This window comes from Pseudomonas sp. FBCC-B1565, from assembly GCF_059133265.1.
In genome coordinates this window covers 1,167,345-1,180,153 of record NZ_CP101438.1, presented here as the reverse complement: position 1 = coordinate 1,180,153, position 12,809 = coordinate 1,167,345, and the positions used below count along the sequence as shown (strand labels likewise).

Sequence of the window (12,809 nt, the reverse complement as noted above, 5' to 3'; positions counted from 1 at the left end):
CGCCAGCACCGCAGCCTGTGCCTCGTCAGCGCACGACTGCCAGGCTGAATCGATCTGCCTCGTCTTTACGTTTTATCCCCAAAAACAGTTCCACGGCAGGCCGCCTTTTCTCGGCCCCTACAACAAAGGATTTCCCGATGAGCATGCTCAAAGACCCGTCTTCGAAGTACCGCGCGTTTCCGACCATCGATATCCCGAACCGCACCTGGCCATCGAAGACCATCACCGAAGCGCCGATCTGGTGCAGCTCCGACCTGCGTGATGGCAACCAGTCGCTGATCGAGCCGATGGACGCGGTGAAAAAGCTGCGTTTCTGGAAGACTCTGGTCGCTGTCGGCGTGAAAGAAATCGAAGCTTCGTTCCCGGCCGCCTCGCAAACCGACTTCGACTTCGTACGCACACTGATCGAAGACGGCCACATCCCCGAGGACACCACCATCCAGGTGCTGACCCAGGGCCGTGAAGACTTGATCGCACGCACCTTCGAATCCCTGCGCGGCGCCAAGAAAGCCATCGTGCACCTGTACAACGCCACGTCGCCGTCCTTCCGCCGCATCGTGTTCAACCAGGACAAGGAAGGCATCAAGGCCATCGCGGTCAACGCCGCCAAGTTGTTCGTCAAATACGCCGCCCAGCAGCCGGAAACCCAGTGGACCTTCGAATACTCCCCGGAGACCTTCAGCGCTACTGAGCTGGAGTTTGCCAAGGAGGTGTGTGACGCGGTGATCGAGGTGTGGAACCCGACGCCCGAGCACAAGATGATCCTCAACCTGCCGGCCACCGTGGAATGCGCCACGCCGAACATCTATGCCGACCAGATCGAATGGTTCGGTCGCCATATCAATCGCCGTGACAGCGTGATCATCAGCCTGCACACCCACAACGACCGTGGCACCGGCGTGGCCGCCACCGAGCTGGGCCTGATGGCCGGCGCCGACCGCGTCGAAGGCTGCCTGTTCGGCAACGGCGAGCGCACCGGCAACGTCGACCTGGTCACCGTGGCACTGAACATGTACACCCAGGGCCTCGACCCACAGCTGGATTTCTCCGACATCGATGGCGTGCGCAAAGTCGTCGAAGAGTGCAACCAGATCCAGGTTCACCCGCGTCACCCGTACGTGGGTGACCTGGTGCACACCGCGTTCTCCGGTTCGCACCAGGATGCAATCCGCAAGGGTTTCGCCCAGCAGAAAGACGATGCGCTGTGGGAAGTGCCGTACTTGCCGATCGACCCGGCCGATATTGGTCGCAGCTACGAGGCGGTGATTCGCGTGAACAGCCAGTCGGGCAAAGGCGGCATCGCCTACCTGCTGGAGCAGGAATACGACATCAGCTTGCCACGTCGCATGCAGATCGAGTTCAGCCAGGTGGTACAGGCCGAAACCGACCGCGTCGGCCTGGAGATGACTGCACCGCAGATCTATGCCTTGCTGCAGCGTGAATACCTGCAAGCCAACACCCCGTACGCGTTGGTCAGCCATCGCCTGCAGGAAGAGAACGGCAACAGCTTTGTCGAGGTGGAAGTCGCGGGCAAGGGCCAGGGCGAAACCAACCTGCACTGGAAAGGCAAAGGCAACGGCGCCCTGGAAGCGTTGGTGGCCGGCTTGCCGATTGGCGTGGAGATCATGGACTACAACGAACATGCGATCGGTGCGGGCACCAACGCCAAGGCGGCGGCCTACATCGAACTGCGTGTGAACGGCGAGCGTCCGGTGCATGGTGTGGGGATTGATGAAAACATCACCACAGCGAGCTTCAAGGCGCTGTTCAGTGCGCTGAACCGTTCGTTGAGCCAGCAGGAAGCAAAAGCAGCGTAAGCAGTCTGCTTAAAATGTGAAAGGCCCCTGGATATGAGTCCTGGGGCCTTTTTTTTGGTTTTTTGTGGTCTGTGAGGGCCTCATCGGGGGCAAGCCCCCTCCCACATTTTGAATGTATTCACAAATTAAAGTGTGGGAGGGGGCTTGCCCCCGATAGCGGTCTGTCAGACAAACTGGAAAGTATCGGCATCCAGGTTGGCTGGAAACCTGGTGCGATACGCGGCCAATTCCGCCGCATCCAGGCTCACCTGGAACACTCCATCCGCCTCCCCCGCACTCAGCAGCGTCTCGCCCTGGAAGTCCAACACCTGGCTATCCCCGGTGTAGGCAAAGCCCTTCCCATCCGTGCCCACCCGATTCACCGCCGCCACATAACACAGGTTCTCGATGGCCCGCGCCGGCAGCAGTCGGTTCCAGTGCGAGCGCCGCGCTCCTGGCCAGTTGGCGGTGTACAGCAGCAGGTCTGTGTCCTGAGCATCGCGGCTCCACACCGGGAAGCGCAGGTCGTAGCAAATCAACGGGCGAATACGCCAGCCCTTCACTTCGAACTGTACCTGGCGCTCACCGGGGGTGTAGTGGTTGTGCTCGCCGGCCATGCGGAACAGGTGGCGCTTGTCGTAATGCAACACCTCGCCATCCGGCCGTGCCCACAGCAATCGGTTGCGATGGCTGCCGTCGGCAGCCTGGATGATCAGGCTGCCGGTGATGACGGCGTTGTACTTCGCGGCCTGGGCCTGCAGCCAACGGTGGGTCGGCCCGTTCTCGGGTTCGGCCAGGGTTGCTGACTCCATGGAAAAACCGGTGGTGAACATCTCCGGCAACACGATCAGATCAGCGCCTTTCGCCTGCTCCAACAATAACCCGAAGTGCTCAAGGTTGGCTTGGCGGTCGTGCCAGGCCAGGCTGGTCTGGACCAGGGCGATGTTCAGGTTCGGCAGAGCACTCAGATCGCGCATAGTTTTTCAGCCGCTTGTTGCAGCGTTTCCTCACGTTTGGCAAAGCAAAGGCGCACCAGGCGCTGGCCTTGGGGTGGGGTCTGGTAGAACACCGAGACCGGAATCGTCGCCACGCCGTGTTCGCGGGTCATCCATAGCGACATGGCGACGTCATCCAGGTCCGGGCGGATCTGTGAGTAATCCACCAGTTGGAAGTAGGTGCCGGTCACTGGGGTAAAGCTGAAGCGCGATGGCGCCAGCAGGTCGCAGAACAGATCGCGCTTGGCCTGATAGAACGCCGGCAACTCATCGACATGCTCCGGGTGCTCAGCCATGAAATCGGCCAGCGCGTACTGCAATGGGGTTACGCCACAGAAATTGACGTATTGATGCACCTTGCGCAGTTCGCCGGTGAGGGCCGGCGGGGCGACGACGTAGCCGGTTTTCCAGCCGGTGACGTGGTAGGTCTTGCCGAAAGAGCTGACCACGAAGGCGCGCTGGTAGAGTTCTTCGTGGGCCAACACGCTGACATGGGCCACGCCGTCGAACACCAGGTGTTCGTAGACCTCATCGCTGACCAGGTAGATGTCACGCTCGCGAATCAGTTCGGCCAACTGGTCCAGTTCGGCGCGGCTGATCAGCGCGCCGGTCGGGTTATGTGGGGAGTTGAGGACGATCATGCGCGTACGCGGTGACAGCGCCGCCTTGATCTTCTCGAAGTCCAGCGCAAAGCCATCCAGGCGCAGTTGCACATGCACGCAGCGACCACCCGCCAGCTCCACCGACGGCTCGTAGCTGTCGTAGCTGGGGTCGAACACGATGACTTCATCACCGTTGCGAATCACCGCCTGGATCGCGCAGAAGATCGCCTCGGTGGCGCCTGGAGTGATGGTCACTTCAGTGTCGGCATTGACTGTGGCGCCATAGCTGCGGGCGATCTTGGCGGCCACCTGCTGGCGCAGCACCGGTAAGCCGGTCATGGGCGCGTATTGGTTATGCCCGAGGGCGATATGCTTGCCCACTGCGTCGAGCAAACCCTGGGGGCCATTGAAGTCCGGGAAGCCCTGGGACAGGTTCAGCGCGCCGGTCTCGGCAGCGAGTTGCGACATGGTGGTGAAAATGGTCGTGCCGACATTCGGCAGCTTGCTGGTGATCATGGGAGCCCCCTTCGGCTGAGCTGCAAGTTTTAAGCTGCAAGCCATAAGCAGGTCAAGGGGCAAACCGCCAGGCACAAAAAAGGGCTCCAAAGGAGCCCTCTCTTGCAGCTAACAACTTGAAGCTACGATTACTTCTTATCGCGGCGCTTCTTGTCGGCCTTCTTATGGTGAGTCATCAAACGACGCTTCTTGTTCACCTGACGGTCAGTCAGTGTGTTCTTGTTGCCTTCGTATGGGTTCTCACCACCCTTGAACTCGATACGGATCGGCGTACCGACCAGTTTCAAGACACGCCGGTAGGTGTTTTCCAGGTAACGCACGTAGGACTTGGGCACCTTCTCGATCTGGTTACCGTGGATCACGATAATCGGTGGGTTGGCACCGCCCAAGTGGGCGTAACGCAGTTTGATCCGGCGGTTGTTGACCATCGGCGGCGCGTGCTCGCCAACCGCGTCTTCCAAGATCTGGGTGAGACGGTTGGTCGGCCAGCGGGTGACCGCGGACTTGAACGAGTTCTGTACGGAAGCGTAGAGGTTGCCCACGCCGGTGCCGTGCAGTGCCGAGATAAAGTGGATATCGGCAAACTCGACGAAGAACAAGCGGCGTTGCAGCTCGATCTTGACGAAATCGCGCTCGCTCGGCGTCATGCCGTCCCACTTGTTGATCGCGATCACCAGCGCACGACCGGCCTCCAGGGCAAAGCCCAACAGGTTGAGGTCGTGGTCCACCACGCCTTCGCGGGCGTCCATCACGAAGATCACCACGTTGGCGTCTTTGATCGCCTGCAGGGTTTTCACCACCGAGAACTTTTCAACTTCCTCGTGGATCTTGCCGCGCTTGCGCACACCGGCGGTGTCGATCAGCGTGTACTTTTCCTCGTTACGTTCGAACGGGATGTAGATGCTGTCGCGGGTGGTGCCAGGCTGGTCATAGACGATGACTCGGTCTTCACCGAGCATGCGGTTGACCAGGGTCGACTTGCCGACGTTAGGACGACCGATGATAGCGATCTTGATACCGTCTTTTTCGCTCGGGCCAGGAATGCGCTTGGCTTCCTCACCTTCGGCGACGATTTCCTCTTCGCCCTCTTCTTCCTCGACGTCATCCTTGGGGAAATCGCGCAGGGCAATTTCCAGCATCTGGGTGATACCGCGACCGTGCGCCCCGGCGACCGGGATCGCATCGCCCAGGCCCATCGGGCTGAATTCGGCTCGGGCAGCTTCAGGATCGATGTTGTCGATCTTGTTCGCGACCAGATAGGAACGCTTGTTGCGCTTGCGCAGGTGCTCGCCAATCATCTGGTCGGCAGCGGTGTAGCCCGCACGGGCGTCCACCAGGAACAACACGACATCGGCTTCTTCAATGGCCAGCAACGACTGCTCGGCCATCTTTTCGTCCATGCCATGCTCGTCACCGGAGATACCACCGGTGTCGACGATAATGTAGGAGCGCCCTTGCCACTTTGCCTCACCGTATTGGCGATCACGGGTCAGACCGGACAAGTCGCCGACGATAGCGTCGCGAGTCCTGGTCAGGCGGTTGAACAAGGTGGACTTGCCGACGTTAGGTCGGCCCACCAGGGCGATTACGGGAACCATGCGGCTCTCCACTTCGTTATTTCAGAAAATACAAAAGCCGCTGCAAGGCAGCGGCTGGTGCTCGGGGCAGCATAATCAAATGCCGCATGCCCCGCCGAAGCGGGGCCGCCTGGGTGTTACCCCAAGCATAGTTCTTACTTGATGGTCAGGGCTTCCAGCTTGCCGCTGTTGCCAAACACATAAAGCATGTTACCCACCACCAGCGGACGCGCACGCAGGCCGTCGCTGTCGATACGCTCGCGACCGACGAAACGACCATCCACCTGGCTCAGCAGGTGCAGGTAGCCTTCGAAGTCACCGACCGCCACATAGCTGGAGAAGACTTCCGGTGCCGACAACTGGCGGCGCGCCAGGGAGTCGTTGCTCCACAGTGCCGTGGTGGAACGCTCGTCGACACTTTCGACAGTGCCGGACGCCAGGCTGACATAGACGCTGCCAAACCCTTGGGCGACACCGGCGTAGCTGGAAGCATCACGCTGCCAGTTGACGCGGCCGCTCTGCAGGTCCAGTGCCGCAACACGGCCCTGGTAAGTGGCGACGTAGATGGTTTCACCCGACAACAGCAAGCCACCGTCAATGTCCACTACGCGGTCCAGCTCGGAACGACCTTGCGGGATGGCCACACGGGTTTCCCAGGCCGGCACGCCGTTCTGGGTATCCAAGGCGACCACTTTACCGGTCGACAGGCCTGCAACGGCCAGATTGTTGGTCACAATCGGACCACTGGTACCGCGCAGCGTCAGCACCGCAGGCGTGCTGTCGTACAACCAACGCTGTGCGCCGGTGCTGGCGTCGAGGCCGATCACACGGTCGTCCTGGGTTTGCACCACGACGATATCGCCGTTGGTGGCAGGCGGTGCGAGCACTTCACTGGTCACGCGAGCGCGCCATTTCTCTTCGCCGGTGCTGGAATCCAACGCCACGACTTCGCCCTTGAGCGTGCCGAGCAAGACCATGCCGTAACCCACGCCTACTGCGCCGGATACCGGAATTTCGAGGTCTTTCTTCCACTTCACGTCGCCGTTCATGCGATCCATGGAGATCACTACGCCGGTCACGTCAGCAGCGACAATGTTGTCACCGTCGATAGCCGGTACCAGCATGTTGTAGGTTTCGCCCTGGCCGTCACCGATGGAGCGGCTCCACTGCTTTTGCAGGACCACTTCTTCCTTGAAGCTGGTCAGCTCCGCAGGCGGCAATTCTTTCTTACTGTTGCTGCTGCAACCCGCGGCCAGAACGGCCAGAGCCAGCAATGCTGCATGTTTCCAACGGATCACGTCACGCATCCCCTTTGGCCAAGTCGTCCAGCTTGATTTGTAAGCCACCGACCGCCGCTTCATCAGACAGCGCCGCCTTGGCTTTCTTGTACGCAGCATTGGCTTCGTCGGTACGACCCAATTGGACCAACAGGTCGCCCTTGAGCTCTTCGCGAGTGGCTACAAATGCCTTGTCAGCATCGCCGTCGAGCAGTTTGAGTGCTTCGTCAGCCTTGTTCTGTGCCGCCAGTACCTGCGCCAGGCGCTGACGTGCGATTTCACCCAGGGTCGGGTTGGTCGGCTTGTCGGCGATGGCCTTCAGCTCAGCGGCAGCGTCGTCCAGCTTGCCGGTGTCGACCGCGACTTTCGCGACGAACAGGCTGCCGTATTGGGCGTAGGTGCTACCGCCGAATTCGTTCTTCAGCTTGCCGGCCAGGTCTGCAACCTGCGCAGGGTCGGGCTTGCCGTCCGGCGTCAGGGTGGTTTCCAACAATTGCTGATAGAGGATCGAGGCGCCTTGGGACTGGTTGGCCTGATACTTGGTCCAGGCTTGCCAGCCGAAGACAACCACTAAAGCCAGCAGACCGCCAGTAACCAGAGGCTTGCCGTTGCGCTGCCACCAGTCCTTGAACTCGGCCAGTTGCTCATCATCAGTACTCGACACCCCAATACTCCTTAATCGCTAAATTCGGCTGTTCGACAGCTTCAACCCTGCACGACGCAGGTGGCCAAGTGCGCAGCGAGCGCATCAAAGGCAATGTTCTGTTGCTCACCCTGGCCACGCAGGGGTTTGAAACCTATCACTTGCTGGGCCAGCTCGTCTTCGCCGAGGATCAGTGCATACAACGCACCGCTCTTGTCGGCCTTCTTGAACTGGCTCTTGAAGCTGCCGGCGCCCGCATTGACTTGCAGGCGCAGATTGGGCAGTTGGTCGCGAACCTTTTCGCTCAGGGCCAGGGCTGCCAGTTCGGCGGTCTCGCCAAAGGCGCACAGGTACACGTCCACCTGACGGGAGATCTCTTCCGGGACCTGCTCAAGGGTTTCCAGCAGCAGGATCAGCCGCTCGATGCCCATGGCGAAACCCACACCGGTGGTCGGCTTGCCGCCCATCTGCTCTACCAGGCCGTCGTAGCGGCCACCAGCACACACGGTGCCCTGGGCGCCGAGTTTGTCGGTGACCCACTCGAATACGGTCTTGCTGTAATAATCGAGGCCGCGCACCAGCTTGGTGTTGATCACGAACGGGATACCGGCCGCATCCAGCCGAGCCTTGAGGCCCTCGAAGTGGATACGAGACTCGTCGTCCAGGTAGTCGGCCATTTTCGGCGCATTGACCAGCACGGCCTGGGTATCGGCGTTCTTGGTATCGAGGACGCGCAATGGGTTGGTCTTCAGACGGCGCTGGCTGTCTTCGTCCAACTTGTCCAGGTGGGCGGACAGGTACTCGACCAGGGCCACTTTGTAGCGGCCGCGGGATTCACTGGTGCCCAGGCTGTTGAGTTCAAGCTTGACCGCGTCGCGGATACCCAGCAGGCCCCACAGGCGCCAGGTCAGCACGATCAGCTCGGCGTCGATATCCGGACCGTCAAGGTTGAACACCTCCAGGCCGATCTGGTGAAACTGGCGATAGCGGCCTTTTTGCGGGCGCTCGTGACGGAACATCGGGCCGATGTACCACAGCTTCTGTGGCTGGCCACCACCGGTGAGGCCATGTTCGAGCACAGCGCGCACGCACGCGGCAGTACCTTCCGGACGCAGGGTCAGGGAGTCGCCGTTACGGTCTTCAAAGGTGTACATCTCTTTTTCGACGATGTCGGTCACTTCACCGATGGAGCGCTTGAACAGCTCGGTGAACTCAACGATCGGCATGCGGATCTGCTTGTAACCGTAGTTATCCAGCAGGCGCGCAACAGTGCTCTCGAAGTAGCGCCACAGCGGCGTCTGCTCCGGGAGGATGTCGTTCATGCCACGAATGGCTTGCAGAGACTTGCTCACATCAAATCCTTAAATTCGTTCTTAGCCGCGCGCGATCAGCGCTGCGTCAGCCGCGACCTTTTCGGCCGCTTTCTCGCGGATCAGTCTTTCGAGATGATCCACCAGATTGTCATTCGTCAACTTCTGCGACGGTTTGCCGTCGATGTAGATCAGGTTCGGTGTACCGCCGGTCAAACCGATGTGCGCCTCCTTGGCTTCTCCCGGCCCGTTGACCACACAACCAATTACCGCGACATCCAGCGGCACCAGCAGGTCTTCGAGGCGCCCTTCCAGCTCGTTCATGGTTTTCACCACGTCGAAGTTCTGCCGCGAGCAGCTCGGACAGGCAATGAAATTGATACCTCGGGAACGCAAATGCAGGGATTTGAGGATGTCGTAACCGACCTTCACTTCCTCTACCGGGTCTGCCGCCAGGGAGATGCGGATAGTATCGCCAATCCCTTCGGCGAGCAGCATACCGAGACCCACCGCAGATTTCACTGTGCCTGAACGTAAACCGCCTGCTTCAGTGATACCCAGGTGCAACGGCTGTACGATTTCCTTGGCCAGCAGGCGGTAGGCTTCTACCGCCATGAACACGTCGGAGGCCTTTACGCTGACCTTGAAGTCCTGGAAATTCAGGCGTTCAAGGTGCTCAACGTGGCGCAGCGCCGATTCGACCAGCGCCGCCGGGGTCGGCTCGCCGTATTTCTTTTGCAGGTCTTTTTCCAGGGAGCCGGCGTTGACGCCGATACGGATCGGAATACCACGGTCGCGAGCAGCATCCACCACGGCACGCACACGGTCTTCGCGACCAATGTTGCCCGGGTTGATACGCAGGCAGTCCACACCCAGCTCGGCGACGCGCAATGCGATCTTGTAGTCGAAGTGAATGTCGGCAACCAACGGCACCTTGACCAGTTGCTTGATGCGACCAAAGGCCTCGGCAGCGTCCATGTCCGGTACGGAGACGCGCACGATGTCCACGCCAGCGGCTTCCAGACGGTTGATCTGGGCAACGGTGGCGGCCACGTCATTGGTGTCGCTGTTGGTCATGCTCTGTACGGCGATGGGGGCATCGCCACCCACCGGCACCGAGCCGACCCAGATTTTGCGCGATACGCGACGTTTGATTGGAGATTCGCCGTGCATGACTATTGTCCCAACTTCAGGCGAGCGGTCTCGCCGGTGGTGAACGGCGCTACGTCTACAGGCTGGCCGTTGTAGGCCACTTGCGCGCCACGGGCAAAGCCCAGACGCAGCGTCAAAGGAGGCTTGCCGCCTTGGTCGAGCGTATCTCCCTTACGCTTGAGACCGCTAAACAGCACTTTGCCATTGCCGTCGGTGACTTGCGTCCAGCAGTCGGCGACGAAGGTAATCTGTACGCGGCCATCACCGGCGATCAACGCTGGGGTGGTAGGTGGCGAAATCGCAGGAGCTGCCGGAGCGGTTGGCGCTGGAGTCGCTGGCGCCTGCACTGGAGCGGCCGGTGTATGGGCTATGGCCCCCGAAGCAGCCGGCGTCGCGGGAACCGTTGCGGCAGCGGTCGCGGCAGGCGCGGTTTCCGGTGCTGGCAGCTCAGTAGCGGCGGATGCTTCAGGCGCGGCCTGGCCTTGGGCGACAGCCTGGTCTTCCGGCTCGTCCAGCGGATGAATCTGGGTAGTGCCGTCGGCGCTTTCGACTTCGACGTGCTCCATGGCGTTGCTGGTCAGGTCCTTGGTGCGCTGGGAGGTCTGGTCTTGCCACCAGACAAAACCGCCACCAATGACAGCGATCAGCAGCAACAGGCTGACAATTCGCAAAATCGTGTGGGAAACCCGCACCGGTTCTTCGATGCGACCCAAGCCATGCACATTGCTACCTTGGGAGTCGGTGCCGGTAAACTGGTCGAACTCCTGGACTAGAACAGTCTGGTCGATCCCCAGCAGCTTGGCATAGGCACGGATATAGCCGCGGGCGAAGGTGTGCCCAGGCAACTTATCGAACGCGCCAGCTTCCAGGTTGCCCAGGGATGTACTGGTCAAATTGAGCTTGAGGGCCACTTCCGCCAGCGACCAACCATTGCTTTCGCGGGCCTGACGCAAGGTGTCGCCTGGGTTTACGCGATTAGCTGCTACAACTTCCGGGTGCGCCGCTTTCATCATTGCTCCGACAGGTATTGCTGATATTCCGGCGTACCGGGATAGAGTCGTTCGAGTTGCTGGCCAAAACGTGCGGCCGTATCGCGTTCTTCATGAACCGTCGCCAACCGCACACCGAGCAATAGACTACGTGCATTTTGCCCGCTGAGCAGGCTAAAACGCTCGTAATAGTCACGTGCCGGCACATAATGCCTGTCATCAAAGGATATCTCAGCCATTTCGAGCAATGCCCGAGGCTGGCGACCATTCAAGTGCAGGGCTTTTTCCAGTTGCCGGCGGGCATTGTCGCGCTGGCCGAGGCGGATCGAGGTGACCCCGAGGTTCTCGAACACCCGCGAACGCTCAGGATAGAGGGTATCGGCGCTGGCCTGCTGGAAATAAAGAGCGGCCTGGTCATAACGCTTCTGCGCAAACAGGAAACTGCCGTAGTTGTTCAGCAGCCGCGGGTCGGCAGGGCGTGCGGCCAGGGCCTTGTGGAAATACCGGTCCGCCAGTTCAGGCTCGGCCTGGGCCTGGAACACCAGGGCCAGTGCGGCATTGGCGTCGGCATCGTCGCTGTCCAGCTCAAGCGCCTTCTTCAACGGCACCTTGGCCTGCTCGTTCATCCCTTGCTGAAGGTAACCCAAGCCCAGTTGCACATAGGCAACTCGCGCCTCATCACGGCCTTTACCGGTTTGCATAGGGCTGTCATGGCCCGATGAAACACAACCAGCCGACAGGCCGGTAACAAGCAGAAGCAGCGCAAGGCGCAAGGGCATAGAGATCCTCTCTCAGATTCGATTCACAGCGATCAGCGGTAAATCGTCGGCGGCGTTCACTTCACGTCCGGCGATATAACGCTCGCTGCGGCGGGTGCGGTCCATCACCTGCCCGACCAATTGGCCACAGGCGGCGTCAATGTCTTCACCACGGGTGGTGCGGACGGTGACGTTGTAGCCAGCCTGGTGCAGTTGATCCTGGAAACGGCGGATGGCGTTGTTGCTCGGTCGCTCGTAGCCAGAATGTGGAAACGGGTTAAACGGAATCAGGTTGATCTTGCACGGGGTGTTCTTGAGCAACTCGATCATCTCGACCGCGTGCTCGACCTTGTCATTGATGTCTTTGAGCAAGGTGTACTCGATGGTCAGCACGCGCTTTTCACCCAGGGACGACATGTAGCGCTGGCAAGATTCGAGCAGCATCTTAAGCGGATACTTCTTGTTGATTGGCACCAATTGGTTACGCAATGCGTCATTGGGTGCGTGCAGCGACAACGCCAGGGAGACGTCGATGTGCTTGGACAGCTCATCGATCATCGGCACCACGCCGGAGGTGGACAGGGTCACACGGCGCTTGGAGATGCCGTAGCCCAGGTCGTCCATCATCAGGTGCATGGCCGAAACCACATTGTCGAAGTTCAGCAGCGGCTCACCCATGCCCATCATCACCACGTTGGTGATGGCACGGTCGACGGTCGCCGGGACGCTGCCAAAGGATTTGTTGGCAATCCACACCTGGCCGATTACTTCGGCGGCGGTGAGGTTGCTGTTGAAGCCTTGCTTGCCGGTGGAGCAGAAACTGCAGTCCAGGGCACAGCCTGCCTGGGACGAAACGCACAAGGTGCCGCGTTTGCCCTGGGGAATGTACACAGTCTCGACACAGCTGCCGGACGCCACGCGCACCACCCACTTACGGGTGCCATCGCTGGAGATGTCCTCGCTGACCACTTCGGGACCACGTACTTCAGCAATGGCCTTGAGCTTGTCGCGCAGGGCCTTGCTGACGTTCGTCATGGCGTCGAAATCATCGACGCCAAAGTGGTGAATCCATTTCATTACCTGACCGGCACGGAAACGCTTCTCCCCGATTGAGTCGAAGAATTTCTCCATTTCCGGCTGGGTCAGCCCCAGCAGGTTGGTTTTTACAGTCGATGTCGTCATGGATTCACCCTC

At 60.2% G+C, this 12,809-nt stretch carries 11 protein-coding genes; 1 reads left to right on the top strand and 10 read right to left on the bottom strand.

The features are described 5' to 3' along the window. Nucleotides 1-137: 137 nt before the first annotated feature. A complete protein-coding gene (gene leuA / locus NL123_RS05630; protein WP_248484192.1) occupies nt 138-1,817 on the top strand; it encodes a 2-isopropylmalate synthase in 1,680 nt (559 codons plus the stop codon). A gap of 164 nt (nt 1,818-1,981) precedes the next feature. Here the strand turns inward: leuA and NL123_RS05625 are convergent, their stop codons facing one another. From NL123_RS05625 to rlmN, 10 genes are all read right to left on the bottom strand, one after another. Beyond that, complete coding sequence (locus tag NL123_RS05625; RefSeq protein ID WP_248484194.1) at nt 1,982-2,773, bottom strand: amidohydrolase; 792 nt, start codon at nt 2,771-2,773, stop codon at nt 1,982-1,984. Next, a complete protein-coding gene (locus NL123_RS05620; protein ID WP_494357378.1) occupies nt 2,761-3,909 on the bottom strand; it encodes a pyridoxal phosphate-dependent aminotransferase in 1,149 nt (382 codons plus the stop codon). The genes NL123_RS05625 and NL123_RS05620 overlap by 13 nt, the downstream gene beginning before the upstream one ends. Nucleotides 3,910-4,037: 128 nt before the next feature. After that, complete coding sequence (gene der / locus NL123_RS05615) at nt 4,038-5,507, bottom strand: ribosome biogenesis GTPase Der (protein WP_016977675.1); 1,470 nt, start codon at nt 5,505-5,507, stop codon at nt 4,038-4,040. 134 nt (nt 5,508-5,641) lie between these two features. Then, the gene (bamB, locus tag NL123_RS05610) at nt 5,642-6,793 is read right to left on the bottom strand and encodes an outer membrane protein assembly factor BamB (protein WP_248484198.1); all 1,152 of its coding nucleotides are present in this window, start codon (nt 6,791-6,793) and stop codon (nt 5,642-5,644) included. Then, nucleotides 6,786-7,427: a YfgM family protein gene (locus tag NL123_RS05605; RefSeq protein ID WP_032890712.1), complete on the bottom strand. Its 642-nt coding sequence runs from the start codon at nt 7,425-7,427 to the stop codon at nt 6,786-6,788. Before NL123_RS05605 ends, bamB begins: the two co-directional genes overlap by 8 nt. 41 nt (nt 7,428-7,468) lie before the next feature. Continuing rightward, nucleotides 7,469-8,758, bottom strand: coding sequence for a histidine--tRNA ligase (hisS, locus tag NL123_RS05600; RefSeq protein ID WP_494357377.1), 1,290 nt, complete (start codon nt 8,756-8,758; stop codon nt 7,469-7,471). Nucleotides 8,759-8,779: 21 nt separating this feature from the next. Continuing rightward, nucleotides 8,780-9,889, bottom strand: coding sequence for a flavodoxin-dependent (E)-4-hydroxy-3-methylbut-2-enyl-diphosphate synthase (ispG, locus tag NL123_RS05595; RefSeq protein ID WP_248484202.1), 1,110 nt, complete (start codon nt 9,887-9,889; stop codon nt 8,780-8,782). Between the two features lie 2 nt (nt 9,890-9,891). Continuing rightward, on the bottom strand, nt 9,892-10,878 hold the full coding sequence (locus NL123_RS05590; protein ID WP_248484204.1) for a RodZ domain-containing protein: 987 nt from the start codon (nt 10,876-10,878) through the stop codon (nt 9,892-9,894). Then, on the bottom strand, nt 10,878-11,636 hold the full coding sequence (gene pilW, locus NL123_RS05585) for a type IV pilus biogenesis/stability protein PilW (protein ID WP_248484206.1): 759 nt from the start codon (nt 11,634-11,636) through the stop codon (nt 10,878-10,880). The genes NL123_RS05590 and pilW overlap by 1 nt, the downstream gene beginning before the upstream one ends. 12 nt (nt 11,637-11,648) lie before the next feature. Beyond that, nucleotides 11,649-12,797, bottom strand: coding sequence for a dual-specificity RNA methyltransferase RlmN (gene rlmN / locus NL123_RS05580; RefSeq protein ID WP_071496434.1), 1,149 nt, complete (start codon nt 12,795-12,797; stop codon nt 11,649-11,651). Nucleotides 12,798-12,809 lie beyond the last annotated feature (12 nt).

Bases quoted from the DNA above. Each gene is read 5' to 3' on its own strand.
- rlmN (WP_071496434.1), bottom strand. From the start codon at position 12,797: ATGACGACATCGACTGTAAAAACCAACCTGCTGGGGCTGACCCAGCCG.
- ispG (WP_248484202.1), bottom strand. From the start codon at position 9,889: ATGCACGGCGAATCTCCAATCAAACGTCGCGTATCGCGCAAAATCTGG.
- der (WP_016977675.1), bottom strand. From the start codon at position 5,507: ATGGTTCCCGTAATCGCCCTGGTGGGCCGACCTAACGTCGGCAAGTCC.
- NL123_RS05590 (WP_248484204.1), bottom strand. From the start codon at position 10,878: ATGAAAGCGGCGCACCCGGAAGTTGTAGCAGCTAATCGCGTAAACCCA.
- pilW (WP_248484206.1), bottom strand. From the start codon at position 11,636: ATGCCCTTGCGCCTTGCGCTGCTTCTGCTTGTTACCGGCCTGTCGGCT.
- bamB (WP_248484198.1), bottom strand. From the start codon at position 6,793: ATGCGTGACGTGATCCGTTGGAAACATGCAGCATTGCTGGCTCTGGCC.
- NL123_RS05625 (WP_248484194.1), bottom strand. From the start codon at position 2,773: ATGCGCGATCTGAGTGCTCTGCCGAACCTGAACATCGCCCTGGTCCAG.
- NL123_RS05620 (WP_494357378.1), bottom strand. From the start codon at position 3,909: ATGATCACCAGCAAGCTGCCGAATGTCGGCACGACCATTTTCACCACC.
- leuA (WP_248484192.1), top strand. From the start codon at position 138: ATGAGCATGCTCAAAGACCCGTCTTCGAAGTACCGCGCGTTTCCGACC.